Here is a 17,141-nt window from a genome sequence, read left to right as displayed (position 1 = left end):
CCTATGCCGGCTCCCCTCTTTAACGGTTTACTTACTTGCGTAAATGCTTAACAGCTTTATCAAGTACACCGTTTACAAATTTATGGCTGTCTTCAGCGCCAAATATTTTGGCCAGCTCAATACCTTCGTTGATAGCAACTTTATAAGGTACATCTTCACGGAACTTAAGCTCATAGCTGCTTAAACGTAAAATTGCGCGCTCAACCATATCTAAGTCATTAAACGGACGTGTTAAATGTGGTGATACAGCTTCGTCTAGTTGCTTATAATTTACAGCAACACCCGTCGCTAAATCTTTAAAGTATTCAACATCAATTTTAGTAACGTCTGTTTCGATCAACATTTGTTGTTCGATATCGGCAATTAAATTGCCACTTATTTGCCAAGAATAAACGGCTTGGAGTGCTAAGATACGTGCTTTACGTCTTGCTGCTGGTTTCACAAAAATTCCTTAAACTTAAATTTTATCTAACACATTAACCATTTCAAGCGCGCCTAAAGCAGCTTCGCCGCCTTTATTGCCCATTTTGGTGCCAGCACGCTCAATTGCTTGTTCAATGCTTTCTGTGGTTAATACGCCAAATGCAACCGGGATATCATACTCAAGTGATACTTGCGCAAGACCTTTGTTTGATTCGCCAGCAACTAGGTCAAAGTGTGGTGTACCACCTCTGATCACTACGCCTAATGCGATGATTGCATCATACTCTTTTTTTGCCGCAACGCGTTTAGCCGCTAAAGGTAATTCTACCGCGCCTGGTACATAAATAACGGTAATGTCGTCATCAGATACGCCACCAGTGCGTTTTAGCTCATCAACAGCACCTGCAAGGAGGCTGCTACCGATAAAGTCATTAAAACGAGAAATGACAATGGCAAACTTTTTGCCAGGAGCGTACTTACTACCTTCAATAATTTTCATTTGATAACCCTAAAAATAAGTTCAAGCGGTTGCGATTGCGCAAAAATTGCTGCGCATCATACCATAAAAATAAAATAATAGCCTAGTTTAAGCGTGATGCTTATTGTGGCTCAACATAATCAACAACTTCTAAATGAAAGCCCGAAAGTGCATGGTACTTTTTAGGGCGACTCATTAATCGCATTTGTTTAATTCCAAGATCTGCAAGTATTTGCGAGCCTACGCCAACAGTACGAGATGTACCTTTGAATTTACGAGGCGTAACGCTTTCGCCAGCATCAGCTGCTGCGAATGCTTTTACAGTTGCCTCTAATTCTTCAGTGCTTTCTTGCTTACCTAAAATAACTAAAGCACCTTCATTTTTAGCGATATAAGCCATTGCTTCTGAAAGGCCCCAACTACGGTCAGCACTTCTATCTGAAAGTAGGATATCGTTAAAGGTACTTTGCAAATGTACACGTACATTTGTCGGTTCTTGCTCTTTTATATCGCCTTTAAGCAATACGTAATGTAATTGGCCGTCAATTGTGTCTTTGTAAGTAACTAAATCAAATTCACCGTGAATAGTTGGTAACTTACATTTTGCAACTTGCTCAATTGTTGTTTCATTTAAGTTACGGTATTCGATTAAATCAGCAATAGTGCCCATTTTAATATCATGTTCTTTCGCAAAAACTTCTAAATCAGGGCGACGCGCCATGGTGCCATCGGCATTAAGTATTTCAACAATAACAGATGATGCTTCAAGCCCAGCTAAACGCGCTAAATCACAGCCAGCTTCAGTATGTCCTGCGCGAGTTAATACGCCGCCAGGTTGTGCCATAATTGGAAAAATATGACCAGGCTGCACGATATCACTTGGTACTGCGCCTTTAGCTATAGCCGCTTGCACTGTACGCGCTCTATCTGCTGCTGAAATACCTGTAGTAACACCCTTTGATGCTTCTATCGACATTGTAAAGTTAGTCGAAAATGCAGCACCATTATTTTTAACCATTAAAGGTAAATCAAGTTGCTCACAACGCTCTTGCGTCATAGTTAAACAAATTAAGCCACGGCCATGAGTGGCCATAAAATTAATAGCTTGTGCACTAATATGCTCTGCGGCAATAATTAAATCGCCTTCATTCTCTCTATCTTCATCATCCATTAAAATAACCATCTTACCGGCTTTAATATCGTCGATGATTTCTTGTGCGCTGTGTAAATTCATAAATTTGCTCGTATAAGTTATCAGTTTCGTTATTTAATAAAACCCGCTTTAGCGAGTAAGCTCATCGAAATATCAGAGCCCGTTGGTTGCTCTGCACCTTTTATAAGGCGCTCTAAATAACGTGCAATTTGATCGACTTCTAAATTAACTTGAGTGCCTACTTTAAAGTGAGCAATTGTGGTTTGCTCACTCGTATGTGGGACAATTGTTAATTTGAATTTATTACCTTCTACAGCGTTTACTGTCAGGCTTATACCATCAATACATACCGAACCTTTGTACGGGATGTATTTCATTAAATTTTCGTCAGTTGTAAGCCAATATTCTGTTGCTCGAGCGTTTGCTGTAATGCTTGTAATAGTTGCTATGCCATCAACATGGCCAGATACTAAATGACCGCCTAAACGCGAAACAGGTTGCATGGCTTTTTCAAGATTCACCGTTTGCCCTAAAGCATAGTGAGCAAAACCGGTTAAACCGATCGTCTCGTTAGATAAATCAGCACTAAAACCGTCAATATGTTTATCAACTACGGTTAAGCAAACGCCATTGGTTGCAATGCTGTCGCCTAGCTTTACGTCTTCCATATCAAGGTCAGCACTTTGGATACGAATGGCTAAGTCGCCTTGTTTTTTTTGTAATAAAGCAATTTTGCCTGTGGCTTCTATTATCCCAGTAAACATAGCGCTACTCTTTTTTATTAAGTGATTTTAATGAGTTTTTAACGCGGTGATACGTAAATCGTCACCAATGCGCGCACATTCATTAAATGTTAAATCAACGGTGTTTTGCATACTCGTCAATTCAGGAAAATTAACTAAACTTTTTGCATCATGGCCCATTAATTTAGGCGCCAAATAAAAAACAAACTCGTCAACTAAATCAAGCTCTGTCATTTTACCAGCAAGTGTTGCTCCGCTCTCAAGCCAAACATTATTAAACTGCAGTTGCCCAAGCTTTTCTAAAACAGCCTGTAAATCAACTTTGCCGTTACTTTCACTTACTTCAATATGCTTTACAAAATGCGGCCATTGCAGTGATTTATCAACCTTAGTCGTAAATATTATTACATCACTTTGGATTTTAAATAAAGCAAGGTTGGGCTTTAAACGATTCTGTGAATCAATTATAACACGCACGGGCTGGCGAAGCGGTAAATCGGTAGGTAGCGTGCAAGGCAACTCGCTTAGTCGCACATTAAGTTTAGCATCGTCTACTAACACGGTATCGGCACCGGTTAAAATAGCGCAGCTTTGCGCTCGATATAATTGTACGTCTTGGCGAGCAGCGGGACTTGTGATCCACTTACTTTGCCCATTTTTAAGCGCTGTTTTACCATCTATGCTTGCTGCCATTTTACAGGTCACATAAGGTAAGCCTTGTTCCATTCGCTTAAAAAAGCCAACGTTAAGTGCGCGAGATTGTGATTCAAGTAATCCATAAGCAACTTCAATACCGGCATCGCTCAGTATTTTAAGGCCTTTGCCTGCAACTTGTGGGTTTGTATCAACCATAGCGGCGATTACTTTTACAACGCCCGCCTTTTTTAAGCCTTCAGCACACGGTGGCGTACGCCCATAATGACTACACGGTTCAAGCGTTACATAAGCCGTTGCACCTTTTGCATTATTGCCAGCTATTGCCAGTGCATTTACTTCAGCATGACCTTGACCAGCTAATTGATGAAAACCCTCACCAATTATTTGATTATTTTTAACTAATACACAGCCAACATTAGGGTTAGGCGTGGTAGTAAAACGGCCTTTTTTGGCAAGCTCTATGGCGCGTGCCATATACATTTCATCATGTTCGGTAAAAGGAACTTGGTTCAGCATTTATTATACCAATTGCGTTAAATAAGTGGTCTATTATAGCGCTAAGAAAATAGCGCAATAACAAGGCGAAAATTATGACATATAGTTGTTCTATATGAATAATTTTTAACGCAGTGAGTGCGCTATTTAATGCGATAGAATGATCATGTTTTTAATAAAATTGGTATTACTCCCCTAAGCGGGCAATTTCTTCGCCAAATTCGCGTATATCTTCAAACGAGCGATAAACAGAGGCAAATCTTACGTACGCTACTTTATCGAGCTTTTTGAGGGCTTCCATAATGCATTCACCCACCAAATGGCTTGAAATTTCTCGCTCACCCGTTGCGCGTAGTTGCGATTTTATTATATTCACTACTTCGTCTACTTGCTCGGTGCTCACTGGGCGTTTTTCGAGTGCGCGATTCAAGCCATTTAAAAGTTTATCTTCGTTAAATGGTTCGCGGCTGCCGTCTTGTTTAATAACACGAGGCATAACCAGTTCAGCGCCTTCAAATGTAGTAAAGCGCTCGTGGCAGTCGTTACACTCACGACGCCTGCGAACTTGATGGCCTCCGCCAACAAGGCGTGAGTCAATAACTTTAGTATCTTTTGCGGTACAAAATGGACAATGCATAGCTCGGTACTTCCGTTTTAAAACAAAAAAGACCGCTAAATAGCGGTCTTTTATCTTAGCAAAAATTAGGGCTTATGTGCTCTCAATTACTACTGCTTATGCAATTAAGCGTAAACAGGTAATTTTGCACAAATTGCTTTTACTTTTTCTTTAACTTGCGCCTGTACAGATTCATCAGTGATGTTATCTAGTACGTCACAAATCCAGCCAGCAAGCTCTTTTGATTCTACTTCAGTAAAACCACGACGAGTAATTGCAGGAGAACCAATACGCAAACCAGATGTTACAAATGGTGAGCGTGGATCGTTCGGTACTGAGTTTTTATTAACTGTGATGTTAGCGTTGCCTAGGGCAGCATCTGCATCTTTACCAGTGATATCTTTATCGATTAAATCAAGTAAAAATAAGTGGTTTTCAGTTTTGTCAGAAACGATTTTGTAGCCGCGCTCTTGCATTACAGCAACCATTGCTTTTGCGTTTTTAACAACTTGTGTTTGGTATACTTTAAACTCTGGTTGAAGTGCTTCTTTAAATGCCACTGCTTTTGCTGCAATAACATGACATAAAGGACCGCCTTGGCCACCAGGGAAAACAGCGCTGTTAAGCTTTTTGTAGATTGCTTCGTCGCCACATGCAGAAATAATCAAACCACCACGAGGGCCTGCAAGTGTTTTATGCGTAGTTGTAGTTACAACGTGTGCATGAGGAACAGGGCTTGGGTAAACACCTGCCGCAATTAAACCCGCAACGTGAGCCATGTCAACAAACAGATAAGCACCGATTTTGTCAGCAATTTCACGGAATTTAGCCCAATCAACAATACCTGAGTACGCTGAGAAACCACCAATAATCATTTTTGGTTTGTGCTCAAGTGCTAGTGCTTCAACTTGTGCGTAATCAATTTCGCCCGTTGCTTCATCTAGTCCGTATTGGATTGCATTGTAAAGCTTACCAGAGAAGCTTACGTGAGAACCGTGAGTTAAGTGACCACCATGAGCTAAGCTCATACCTAATACAGTATCGCCAGCGTCTAATAATGCTAGAAAAACAGCTGCATTAGCTTGCGAACCAGCATGTGGCTGTACGTTTGCGTAGTCAGAACCAAATAACTCGTTAGCACGGTCAATTGCTAATTGCTCAACAACATCAACATGCTCACAACCGCCATAATAACGTTTGCCAGGGTAACCTTCTGCGTATTTGTTTGTAAGCTGTGAACCCTGCGCTTCTAGTACGCGTGGGCTACAGTAGTTTTCTGAAGCGATTAGTTCGATATGCTCTTCTTGGCGAGCAGTTTCTTTGGTTATCGCGTCAAATAACTCTGGATCAAAATCCGAAATATTCATGCTACGTTCTAACATTGGGGTCTCCTAGGGCAACGTGTATGGTGTTTTTTAGAGGCTTTATTGTACGCTTTAAACGACTCTTTGCCTACGCTCTTAAGTTGAGGATATTTAAACAGGGATTGGAACTATTTCACAGCTCTTTTAAGATGATATTTTTTTATAAAGCCATAATAATTTTAAATGAATTATATTTACTACATTTAATTAGTAAATATAACTAAGTGTATTCATCCGTATAAAGTTATAAAAAAAGCGGCTCAAGCCGCTTTTCCTTGTAATTTAACTTAGCCTAGTTTAGCGAGCATTTCGGTACGTAACGCGTCGTAATCGGCGTTCATATCGCTTGCTAGGCATGGTTTTGCTAGTGCATCAGCAAGTGGTTTTGGCATACCTAATTCAATATTTAGAATACCCTCTACGCTTTCTTTAAACTTAGCAGGATGAGCTGTCGCTAAAAAGATACCCGCAGTACCCGGCGCACGATTTTCAACAAGACCTTGGTAAGCAATAGCAGTATGAGGCTCTGCAACATAGCCCGTTTGTTGAATTTTTTTCATCACGGCTTGCGTGTCTTGCTCGTTTACGCTTGTTGAATAAAAATTATCGTAGCTAAACCAGTTATTATCTAACATTGTTTGTACACGCGGCCAATTGTTTGGCTTACTTACATCCATCGCATTTGAAAGCGACTCAAGCGTTGCGTTTGGCGTCCAGTTTTTATCAAGCATAAAGCGCGGCACAGTATCATTTTGATTTGTTGTTGCGCTTAATTTACCTACAGGTAAACCAATAACCGCACCAATCATTGCGGCGCACACATTACCAAAGTTACCACTAGGTACTGATATATGTGCTGTTGCGCGTTTTTCTTTTGGTAGCTGTGCGATGGCTTCAAAGTAGTAACAAACCTGAGCAACTAAACGGCTAATATTAATTGAATTAGCTGAGTTAAGCCCAAGTGTTGATTTAACTTCTTCATCTAAAAAGGCATTTTTAACTAGCTCTTGGCAATCATCAAAGCTGCCCTCAACTGCGTAACAATGAATATTGTTACCTAGCGTAGTAAATAGCTTTTGCTGAGCAAGTGAAATTTTGCCTTTAGGGTATAAAATAACAACATCGATATTTGGTTTATTGTAAAAAGCATGCGCTACAGCTGCACCGGTATCGCCCGATGTTGCTGTTAAAATAGTTACTTTCTCGTTTTTGTTAAACTGCGTTAAACACTCTGCCATAAAGCGACCACCAAAGTCTTTAAACGCAAGTGTAGGACCATGAAACAGCTCTAAACAGTATGTGTTCTCTTCAACTTCCACCAGCTTAACTGGAAAGTTAAATGCATTTTTAACCATTTGCGCCACAGTATCGCTTGGTAGCTCATCACCAATTAGGTGCGATAATATTTTGCCGCTGCGCGTAACAAAGTCCATATCAAGCAATGCATCAACATCAGACAATGGGGCCAGTGATTCTGGGAAAAATACACCTTGGTTACGACCCAAACCTGTTTTTACGGCTTCAACGAACGACACTTTTTGTGAGCTATCTTTTAAATTATGTAATTGCATGACTAACTATCCTATAAAACTGTTAATTGACGCGTGCCGTCGTTATCTAATTTACAAATGTGGCAAAAGCCTTGCTCGTTAATGTAATTGGTTTCTAACCACTGCGCGCATTGCTGTGCAGCTTCAAGTGTTTTACATACGCTAAACAAGGTGGGCCCTGCGCCCGAAATACTGACTATTTCAGCGCCCAGTGCTGGCAAGCTTGCTTTGGCTTCACTAAAGCCTTTAATGAGCGGTGCGCGGTAAGGTTCTGCTATTTCATCTTTCATTATGCTTAGCGCATCGTCAAAACGGCTAGTTAACAGTAAGCTACTAAATGCCGACAAACGCTGAGCAAATTCAACACTTGCATGCATGCTCAACTCTTTTGGTAAAACCGAGCGCGCTTTTGCAGTGTTGAGTGAAAAACCAGGAAACGCAGCAACGTAGTACCAACTTTTATCAACAGGCAGTGCAATCGATTTATCAGGGATTAAATCACCGGTTAATTGCAAACCACCTAAATAACATGGCGTAATGTTGTCGTAATGGCGACCACCGCTTACCACAGCCTCAAAGTCAGCCATAAGCTCAATAAGCTCAACCTGACTTAAATTAGTTTTTGCAAACTTATCAAGGGCAGCAAAGGTAGCCACGACCGAACATGCACTAGAGCCAAGCCCTGAGCCAATTGGTAAGTTCTTTTTAAGCTCGAGCTTTACGCTTGGCATAGTAGGCGCAACATGCGCTCTAAAATGCACTAAACACTGGTACGCTAAATTTTCATTAGCATCACTGGGTAACTTATGAGCGTATTCGCCAGTGCAAATAAACTCATCGCTTGGTGCGGCGCTTACAACGGCTACATCACCTAACAAACTGCCATCAATTGGCGCAAGCGCTGCGCCAAGGGCATCAAAGCCCACTGCAAAATTACCAATAGACGCCGGAGCATATACTTCAATCATAACGAGCTCCTAGCGCGACAACGTTTTTAAAATATCAGCAAATACACCCGCGGCTGTTACTTCCGAGCCGGCGCCATAACCACGAATTACAAACGGACGTGGCTGGTAGTATTGGCTTAAAATAGCCAGTGCGTTTTCACCATCACGAATGACACTAAGCGCATGCTTTGCATCTACCGCTTCAATACCTACTTTACAGTGGCCTTCTTTAATTGTGCCTACATAGCGAAGTACCCTACCCTCGCTCGCAGCGCTTTTGATACGGTCGTTAAAATCAGCATCTAAGCTTGGTAGTTTTGCCATAAACTCATCAACGCTATCACCTTGTGCAAAACCTGGTGGTAATACTGACTCAACTTCAATATCGCTTAGCTCTAATTTCATACCGGCTTCGCGAGCGATGATCAATAACTTACGTGCGACATCGGTACCCGATAAATCATCACGAGGATCTGGCTCAGTAAAGCCACTTTCTTTGGCTTTAATAGTTGCCTCAGAAAGTGATAAACCATCTTGAAGTGCGCCAAACATATACGAAAGTGAACCTGATAAAATACCGCTAAACTCTAATAACTCATCACCGGCACCAAATAATGACTGTAAGTTGTCGATTACTGGTAAGCCTGCACCAACGTTTGTTTCGTATAAAAATTTACGATTATTTTTTTGTGTTGCTGCAATTAAATCTTGGTAATACGTGTATGAGCTTGTTGTTGCTTTTTTATTGGCAGCAACCACATGAAAACCTGCATTTAAAAAGTCTACATACTGCGCAGCAAGTGCATCCGACGACGTACAATCAACAAGCACAGGGTTTACTAAATGATTTTGCTTAACAAACTGCTCTACTAGTTTTAAATCAAACGCCTGCTCAGATGAGGCCAATTTTTGCTGCCAATCACCAAAAGCAATACCTTCACTATCAAGGTGTAATTGGCGAGAGTTAGCAACACCATACAAGTTGAGTTTAATATTACGCTTTTCAAGCCACGCTTGTTGACGTTCAAGCTGATTAATAAGCTCTTGCCCTACTAAGCCACAACCTAGTAAAAACACATCAATTGACGGCACATGCGTGAAAAAGTTTTCATGGCATATTTTTACGGCGTCGTTACAAAGTTCACCATCAATTACTGCTGAAATAGCACTTTCTGTAGAATCCTGTGCAATTGCCACGATATTTACTTGCGCTTGTGCAAGCGATGCAAAAAACTTAGCCGCTAAGCCACGGTGCGCGCGCATGTTGTCGCCCACTAAAGTAACAATGGCTAAATTGCGCTGCACTTGTACAGGCTCAATAAGCCCTGCTTGTAATTCAAGTTCAAATGCGGTTTGTAGCGCATCAAGTGCAAGTGCTAGGTCTGTTTCGTGTACACAAAAGCTAATGCTGAATTCGCATGATGACTGCGTGATCAATACAATTGATACGTTATCGTGAGCAAGCGCGTTAAATACCTTAGACGCCATACCTACTTTGCCTTTCATGCCTGGCCCTGAGACAGTTAGCATTGCAAGGTCTTGTAGGCTCGAAAGCGCTTTTACTGGCTCATCTGATGAATAATCGTTACCAATTAATGAGCCTTGTGCGTCTGGGTTATGCGTATTTTTAATTTCGCACGGCACACCGGCTTTAGCACACGGCAAAATTGTTTTAGGATGAAGTACTTTTGCACCAAAGTAAGAAAGCTCCATCGCTTCTTTATAAGATAAAAAATCTACTTTAGTCGCTTTTTTAATATAACGAGGATCAGCACTGTATACACCATCAACGTCTGTCCAAATTTGGCAAATTTCAGCTTCTAAACATGCTGCTGCAATTGCTGCTGAGTAGTCTGAGCCATTACGGCCAAGCGTTGTAAGTTCACCTTTGTCATTACTCGCTGTAAAACCAGGCATGATATAGATAGTTGCAGGGCTTTCTTTAAGCACAGCTTGAAAGCGCGCTTTACTTGTTACTAAATCAGCCTCGGCGTCGATATAACCGCCAGTTGAAGCGATACAGCTTGTTGCTTCTAAGTATCTTGCATCGTGCGAGTTCAATAAAGCCTGCATTAAAGAAACACTAACGCGCTCTCCAAAGCTAATTACAAATGCGCGAACTTGATCAGGGCAACATTGTATAAGTGATACGCCATCTAGTTTATTTTTAAGCTCGCCTAAGTTTGGCCAACTTGTAACTACTACACCACTTTTTTCAACGTCAGCTTTCAAACCTTCACAGCGGCTAACTAATGCTTGCCATTGCTGCGAAAAGTCAGAGCCTTGTTCTGCAGCACTTGCAAGTGCAACTAGCGAATCGGTCATTCCACCTGGAGCAGAAAGTACCAAAAGCATTTCATCTTTTAATTGTGCTTTAACTAGCTGAGCTACCTGTTGTAAGCATGCATAGTCGGCAAGCGAAGACCCACCAAATTTTAAAACTCGCATTGTTTATGTTCCTCATCCCATAAAACGAAAAAAGGCCTGTGTTCTAAGTGAACACAGGCCTTTAAATTTGTTGCACCGACCTATGCCACTATCCAGTAAGAATGATGGTTGTAATAATAATGGTCAGTACGCGATTAATTGTTTTCATATGTTAAGACTGCCTTAACAAAGGCTATGCTGTCAACCCTAAATTAAAAGATAAAACAGCCTTTTTTAACATGAAAAAACCTAATGAATGCCAAATTTATGCAATATTTCGTTTAAGTTAGATTTATTGATAGGTTTATCGATAAAGTCTATTGCGCCAAGTTGTGCGACTCGTTGCTTCATTTTCTCTTGTATATCGGCAGAAATAACTAAAACAAAGCACTCTATTTTTTCTATTTTTATAGTCTCGAGTACTTGTATACCATCAACTTCGGGCATGGTGAGATCTAAGCACAATAAATCAAAGCTTTGTGCTCGTAAAAGTTCTAGAGCGTGCGCTCCATTTGTAGCTTGTTGTATTTGAGCGTCTATACATTCATTTAAACACCGCACGACTTGTTTACGGGCAACTGCAGAATCGTCACAGACTAATATCGAAAATTTCATCATGTTTACTACTACACAACCATCAAAGTTATTAAAAGGTTATTAAACTAATGCCTTCCATTGCATTTTAGACACTTTAACACGCCTCCAAGCACTCAGCGCATTAATAATTTAATACAATGATAAATATAGAATAAATCCGTTTAAGATATAATTAACCAAAGCAAATACTAATTAAGCCTACAATACATAACAGATAACGAATTTATTAATTTATACCTTGGTTTAAATACTTTGATACTACACGCTCACTTTTTGGATTTATCTTATTAAATTTTAACTTTTTTATTTATTTTTAGAGGTTTATTGACTAACTTTTAAATTACTATCGTAACGTTACAAAAATAATAAAGGATAAACAAGTCACTCATGTTACAAAAAAGTCTTTCTAAGAAGCTACTGACTAGCGTTTTATCCGTCTATTTTTTGCTTACCTTTGTAGTGACCTGTGGACAAGTGCTTGCTGAATACGTCAATACTAAAGACTATATTCGCGATGAACTTAGTACCTTACAAAAAACCTTTAGTCGCAGCTTAACACGTGCAATTTGGGAGCTTAATACCAAGCAAACAATTACAACAGCAGAAGGTTTACTCGCCATTCCCATGATTGAAGGGATTATTGTTCGAGACGACAGCGGCGAAATTATTTCACAGCTAGGGCGATCTCTTGATATACACAAGCTATATAACCAACAGTTAGTACAAGAAGAGGTTATTTTAGAAGACGCAAAATCGGGTTTATTTGGTTATACCTTTCCACTTATTTTTGAATTTTCAGGTCGTGCTACTCAAGTTGGTGACGTTACCTTATTCTCAAGTCGAGAAGTTGTTTTTAGCCGCATTATGGTATCAATCTACTTTTTGATTGGTAATGCGATGATTAAAACCACCTTTTTGATCATCTTATTTTTAATGGCATTTAGAAAACTTCTTACAGACCCTTTAGCAGAACTCACTGAGCAACTAGAAAATTTAGAACTAGACGAGCTAGAAGGTCAACATATAGAAATAGAAACAGAAGAACATAATGAACTAAAAGTGATGGAGCAGTCATTTAACAAACTAATAGATAAAGTGGTTCAGTATAGAAAAGAGCTTGAACACACCCAAAAAGAACTCATTATAAGTAACGAAAAGCTTGATCAACACAACATACAACTTGAACAAGACGTAGCCCGTAAAACATCCAATTTAAGCCAAGCAATGATGGATTTACAGCAGCAAAAATACGAACTCGAAAAGCAAAAAATTGTCCTCACCGAAGAAGTAGACTTACGCCGCAGCACAGAGCTAGAGTTAATTACAAAGCAAACTGAATCTCAGCGCTATATAGAAGAGTTAAGCCTTGCACAGGAACGTTTACTAGGCACAGAAAAAATGGCTGCGCTAGGCGGACTTGTAGCAGGTATTACACACGATATAAACACCCCTATTGGGATAGGTGTAACGGCAATATCATTTTTACAAGAACGCTTAAATAAACTCGAAAATGCTTATACCGAAAAAACACTTTCGCCAAAAGCACTAGAAGAATTCATTAACGAAGCAAAACAAAGCACAAGCTTACTAACCACTAACTTAGATAGAGCTTCGGAGCTTATAGCTAGCTTTAAACAAATAGCGGTCGATCAAGCCAGTGAAGCAGTAAGAACCATTAACTTTAAAGATTACACTAACGAAGTAATACGCTCACTGCACCCAAAACTAAAAAAGACATCCCATACTATAAAATTAGAATGTCCTGATGATTTAGTTTTAAATCTACCTGCTGGGGCTATAAGCCAAATTTTTACTAACCTAATTATGAACTCACTTATTCATGGCTTTGAAGGTAAAAGCAACGGTGTAATGGATATTAAAATAAGCGCTGATGACACCAACTTAACTATTGATTACAAAGATGACGGTAACGGTGTTACTAACGAGCAATTAAAAAAATTATTTGACCCATTTTTTACTACCAAACGCGATGAAGGCGGTAGCGGATTAGGCACCCATATAATGCTTAATTTGGTCAAGCAAACCCTTAGTGGCTCTATTGATGCAACGAGTGAACCGGGCAAAGGTCTGCGTTACTATATTCAATTTCCGAAGAACATGGCTAAGCCACTGCCTATTTTTGATAAATATGAATAAAAGTATATGCATTAAATTATTAGGGCGTGTTGTTCTTTGGTGGTTGAATTTACAGCAATATGTTTGGTTTTTAGGCAAGACAGAGCCTATGTAGTGTGGTTATTCCCCATAAATAGGCGACAACGCAGCATAAATACCAAACATGCGCTGCCCTTTGGGTTCTTTCTAGGGACGATTAACTCTTTGTTGCTCGGTTTTTACTTATTCCACTAGGTTACAAACCTCGCGCCGCGATTTAATCGCCCCTAGATTGAACAAATTTCAATCCATAAAGTTCAACACGCCCTAGTAACAAATCAGTCATTTCGAGATGCTGTTTTTATTGCTATGATTGTACAAATTTTTCAAATGGATCAATTCCCCTATGTGGTTTAGTAACCTTATTTGTTACCGCTTTAAGCAAGACGTTTCATATACTCAAGAAGACTTTGATAAAGCATTAGAGCAAGATTTATTTCGCCCATGTACTGGTCAAGAGCTTGCAACATTTGGTTGGACAAAAGCGTTTGGAAAACATGGCGATACGCTATCGCATTTTTCTCAAAAAAGTATTCTAGTTTGCGCTAAACGCGAAGAAAAAGTACTCCCTGCTTCTGTTATTAATGAACTAGTTGCTGAGAAAGTTGATCTGATAGAAGCTGAAGAAAACCGCCCAGTTAAAAAGAAAGAAAAAGACGAATTAAAAGAAAACATTCTTCATACTCTTCTACCTCAAGCATTTAAAAAGTCGAGCTTACAATTTGCCTTTATTGACCAAGAAAACGGTTGGGTTGTTGTAAATAGTGGCAGCTTTAATAAAGCAGAAGAGCTACTAGCACTACTTCGTAAATCGTTGGGAACGCTTCCGGTTGTACCTGCGTTTGCTAACTACGACCTAGATGTATTTTTAACTGATTGGTTAACTAACTTTAGTACACCAGAAGGTTTTGCTATTGGCTCAGACGCTGAACTTGAAGAAGCAGACGACAGCGGCGCACAAGTAAAGCTTAAAGGTCATGATCTATCGTGTGATGAAGTTAAATCGCATTTAGAAAGTGGTAAACGCGTAACTAAACTTGCACTTGATTGGCAAGAGCGTCTTAAGTTTATGCTGCAAAACGATGGCTCTATCAAACGTTTAAGCTACTCTGAAACTCTAAAAGAAGAAAACGCAGATATTCCTAAAGAAGATATGGCTTTAAAACTTGATGCTGACTTTATTTTAGCTTCTGAAGAAATAAAGCAATTACTTGAAGAGCTAACTGCAGGTTTAGGTGACGTTGAAGATTTAGAAAAAGCGTAAATACCATAGTGCCTACCTGCATAAATATTTAAGCAATTTAATGAATTAAATAGCATATGTAAGTAGGTTGGTATAACAGATAAAAATCCGATAGCAGTTTACTGCTATCGGATTTTTTTATGAAATTTAGAAGCACTTATTTATATCTAAACCGCGAACAGTATTTAGCTAACGATCGACGTATTAAAACCTAAGGTAATCATCTTTTAAGTAGGAGAATACAGCATGGTTCAGAGGTAAGTTATGTAGAGTGATATGAGATTATCTATATACGCTTCAAGCTGGACTGCACAAAAGCTGAAATTTTTGATTTTAATTAAAACCATTAACTTACTTTGTGCAGATAACTTATTTTAGCTTTTAGCGTCTTCAACTTTAGGTTGGCGATATATTTTTATAATGTGATATAAATTTACAAGCGACAATAAGCCGTTGGTAAAAATAACAGGCACTGCGCCAATGGCAACACCGTATGCAGTAAATACAATACAACCAAACATGTTGTACCAACGCAGTTTTACTACATCTGTCATTGTTAACGATGCAACCAATAAAGCTGATGCAATATAACCTAAATATTCCCAACTCAATTGTTCTCTCCTAGCCTTTAGGTTAGCATTACATGTACTGCTATCTTATGGCACTTGTAAGTATTGCAAAGTTACAACAAAATAAAAAAGCTAACCTGCTTAAAAAACCTGAAAAAGTTTGCCGGAAAATACCAGCAAATTCTTAAATCATTACACGGGAAATGAAGGTAAAATAATACTCTTAGCAAAGCTAATAATATTAGTAGCAAGTTAGCGTAAATTCTTAGTGTCTTAATGCTATCGTCATTAAGATGTAATAAATAGGACAAATGTCCGAAGAGCACATTGATGTTTCAATACCATTTTTCTAGTTACCTTGTTGATCAGCTTTTAACCTTTGCCGGTAGTAGCTATCAACAATCAAAAAAAGAAGTTCTGATCCATCAAGATCAGCCTTTAAGCAAGCTTGTGCTTGTACGCAGTGGCACTGTGTCGTTTAGTTACGACGTAGGTAATGGACGACGCCTGCTGTTAGGACAATTGGATTGTAACAACACCCTTATTGGTGAAATAGAAGCGCTAAATAATAATCCGTGTATATATACGGTAACGTGCTTTAGCGATGTCACTTATAACCTTATTGAATTAAGGCATTGGCGTGCTCTACTGCTTGAAAAACCAGAACTAAGCTTATACACAGCACAAACTATTGCGGCTAAGTTTCAGGAAAACCAAAAAATCAATTTAGATAAGTTATTACTACCACTTAGCTATAACATAGCTAAAGATTGCTTACTAAGGGCCGAGAACAACAACCCTACGCTACTTAGAGCCTACCCAACTGTAAATGCTGAAGCCGAACGTTTTGCTACCACTGAGCGAGCTTACAGACGTGTTGTTACAGAACTCGTAGAAAAAGGCTTGGTACTTAGAAGTAACGATGGCTTGCAAGCAGTCGATATACCAAAACTAAGTGAATACGTAGATAGCTTTGCTCAGCTTTAAAATAAAAAAAGGCCTTAACGGCCTTTTTTTATTTATGCAAATTACTAATTACTTCTCTAGCAAAATGTCATGAATTTTCGCAAGATCAGATTTACCAGCAATAATTTCATCCGGTGTTAAACCCGATAGTTCATGCGGAAACACTAACCACTCTTCAGATTCATGAATATAATAATCTGGAACAGTGTCTACTTTTGAGTTTTTTGGCTTGTAGTACGGGCATGCAATACGAATATCACGTGGCAAGTTTAAGCGCATAAGCTCTGAAAGCTTTTCTTTTAATGCAACAATACTACGACCTGAGTCAAATACATCATCAACAATTAATAATGAATCACCTGCATTTGCGTTCTCTACAATGTAATGTAAGCCGTGTACTTTAATTTCTTTCGACTGTTTACCAATACCGTAATAAGACGATGTACGTACTGCAATGTGATCAGTCTCAATGCCTTTGTAATCGTAATATTCTTGAACAGCAATACCGATCGGTGCACCACCTCGCCAAATACCAATAATAAAATCAGGACGAAAGCCATCTTGGTATACTTGTGCCGCTACGCGGAACGAATCTTCAAGCAGCTGTTGAGCTGTGATGTAGCACTTATCTGACATAATTAGAAACCCCAGTGGTGGATATAAGATTTGAGCGCAGCTTAGAGTTAAGCAAAAATTAAACTCAAACAGGTATTGGCGACTGATTTTACCGTAAATGAA

The 17,141-nt window shown here is 39.4% G+C and carries 16 protein-coding genes; 3 read left to right on the top strand and 13 right to left on the bottom strand.

Annotated elements, in window-relative coordinates; genetic code table 11:
* Nucleotides 1–31: 31 nt before the first annotated feature.
* The 11 genes from nusB to GQR39_RS18000 form a co-directional block, all read right to left on the bottom strand.
* Complete coding sequence (gene nusB / locus GQR39_RS18050; RefSeq protein ID WP_007587129.1) at nucleotides 32–442, bottom strand: transcription antitermination factor NusB; 411 nt, start codon at nucleotides 440–442, stop codon at nucleotides 32–34.
* A 15-nt stretch (nucleotides 443–457) separates the two neighbouring features.
* On the bottom strand, nucleotides 458–922 hold the full coding sequence (gene ribE / locus GQR39_RS18045; protein ID WP_007587130.1) for a 6,7-dimethyl-8-ribityllumazine synthase: 465 nt from the start codon (nucleotides 920–922) through the stop codon (nucleotides 458–460).
* Between the two features lie 100 nt (nucleotides 923–1,022).
* Nucleotides 1,023–2,135, bottom strand: coding sequence for a bifunctional 3,4-dihydroxy-2-butanone-4-phosphate synthase/GTP cyclohydrolase II (ribBA, locus tag GQR39_RS18040; protein ID WP_024608328.1), 1,113 nt, complete (start codon nucleotides 2,133–2,135; stop codon nucleotides 1,023–1,025).
* A 29-nt stretch (nucleotides 2,136–2,164) separates the two neighbouring features.
* Complete coding sequence (locus GQR39_RS18035; protein WP_024608327.1) at nucleotides 2,165–2,818, bottom strand: riboflavin synthase; 654 nt, start codon at nucleotides 2,816–2,818, stop codon at nucleotides 2,165–2,167.
* 27 nt (nucleotides 2,819–2,845) lie between these two features.
* Nucleotides 2,846–3,970, bottom strand: a complete 1,125-nt coding sequence (gene ribD, locus GQR39_RS18030; RefSeq protein ID WP_165736263.1) for a bifunctional diaminohydroxyphosphoribosylaminopyrimidine deaminase/5-amino-6-(5-phosphoribosylamino)uracil reductase RibD — start codon at nucleotides 3,968–3,970, stop codon at nucleotides 2,846–2,848.
* Between the two features lie 166 nt (nucleotides 3,971–4,136).
* Nucleotides 4,137–4,586 (bottom strand): transcriptional regulator NrdR, encoded by a 450-nt coding sequence (gene nrdR / locus GQR39_RS18025; protein ID WP_002961761.1) that lies wholly within the window; start codon nucleotides 4,584–4,586, stop codon nucleotides 4,137–4,139.
* A gap of 104 nt (nucleotides 4,587–4,690) precedes the next feature.
* On the bottom strand, nucleotides 4,691–5,947 hold the full coding sequence (gene glyA, locus GQR39_RS18020) for a serine hydroxymethyltransferase (RefSeq protein ID WP_024593690.1): 1,257 nt from the start codon (nucleotides 5,945–5,947) through the stop codon (nucleotides 4,691–4,693).
* Between the two features lie 269 nt (nucleotides 5,948–6,216).
* Nucleotides 6,217–7,500: a threonine synthase gene (thrC, locus tag GQR39_RS18015; protein WP_165736262.1), complete on the bottom strand. Its 1,284-nt coding sequence runs from the start codon at nucleotides 7,498–7,500 to the stop codon at nucleotides 6,217–6,219.
* An 11-nt stretch (nucleotides 7,501–7,511) separates the two neighbouring features.
* The gene (gene thrB / locus GQR39_RS18010; RefSeq protein WP_165736261.1) at nucleotides 7,512–8,447 is read right to left on the bottom strand and encodes a homoserine kinase; all 936 of its coding nucleotides are present in this window, start codon (nucleotides 8,445–8,447) and stop codon (nucleotides 7,512–7,514) included.
* 9 nt (nucleotides 8,448–8,456) lie between these two features.
* Complete coding sequence (gene thrA / locus GQR39_RS18005) at nucleotides 8,457–10,874, bottom strand: bifunctional aspartate kinase/homoserine dehydrogenase I (protein ID WP_165722047.1); 2,418 nt, start codon at nucleotides 10,872–10,874, stop codon at nucleotides 8,457–8,459.
* Nucleotides 10,875–11,102: 228 nt separating this feature from the next.
* Nucleotides 11,103–11,471 carry a response regulator gene (locus GQR39_RS18000; protein ID WP_024589756.1) on the bottom strand — a complete coding sequence of 123 codons (369 nt, stop codon included), beginning with the start codon at nucleotides 11,469–11,471 and terminating at the stop codon, nucleotides 11,103–11,105.
* A 366-nt stretch (nucleotides 11,472–11,837) separates the two neighbouring features.
* Here GQR39_RS18000 and GQR39_RS17995 point away from each other — a divergent pair, with 366 nt between their 5' ends.
* Nucleotides 11,838–13,607, top strand: a complete 1,770-nt coding sequence (locus tag GQR39_RS17995) for an ATP-binding protein (RefSeq protein WP_024593692.1) — start codon at nucleotides 11,838–11,840, stop codon at nucleotides 13,605–13,607.
* A 364-nt stretch (nucleotides 13,608–13,971) separates the two neighbouring features.
* Nucleotides 13,972–14,889 (top strand): recombination-associated protein RdgC, encoded by a 918-nt coding sequence (gene rdgC, locus GQR39_RS17990; protein ID WP_007587156.1) that lies wholly within the window; start codon nucleotides 13,972–13,974, stop codon nucleotides 14,887–14,889.
* A 353-nt stretch (nucleotides 14,890–15,242) separates the two neighbouring features.
* Here rdgC and GQR39_RS17985 read toward each other — a convergent pair whose 3' ends face one another.
* On the bottom strand, nucleotides 15,243–15,479 hold the full coding sequence (locus GQR39_RS17985) for a YgjV family protein (protein ID WP_002962663.1): 237 nt from the start codon (nucleotides 15,477–15,479) through the stop codon (nucleotides 15,243–15,245).
* Nucleotides 15,480–15,767: 288 nt separating this feature from the next.
* On the opposite strand from GQR39_RS17985, the gene GQR39_RS17980 reads away from it, so the two are divergent.
* Complete coding sequence (locus GQR39_RS17980) at nucleotides 15,768–16,424, top strand: Crp/Fnr family transcriptional regulator (protein ID WP_002962665.1); 657 nt, start codon at nucleotides 15,768–15,770, stop codon at nucleotides 16,422–16,424.
* Nucleotides 16,425–16,472: 48 nt separating this feature from the next.
* Here the strand turns inward: GQR39_RS17980 and GQR39_RS17975 are convergent, their stop codons facing one another.
* Nucleotides 16,473–17,039: a phosphoribosyltransferase family protein gene (locus GQR39_RS17975; protein WP_007377478.1), complete on the bottom strand. Its 567-nt coding sequence runs from the start codon at nucleotides 17,037–17,039 to the stop codon at nucleotides 16,473–16,475.
* Nucleotides 17,040–17,141: the final 102 nt, after the last annotated feature.

Source organism: Pseudoalteromonas sp. C8, from assembly GCF_011378685.1.
Lineage (GTDB): Bacteria > Pseudomonadota > Gammaproteobacteria > Enterobacterales > Alteromonadaceae > Pseudoalteromonas > Pseudoalteromonas arctica.
The sequence above is the reverse complement of the archived record's forward strand: the minus strand, read 5'-3'. Positions and strand labels throughout refer to the sequence as shown.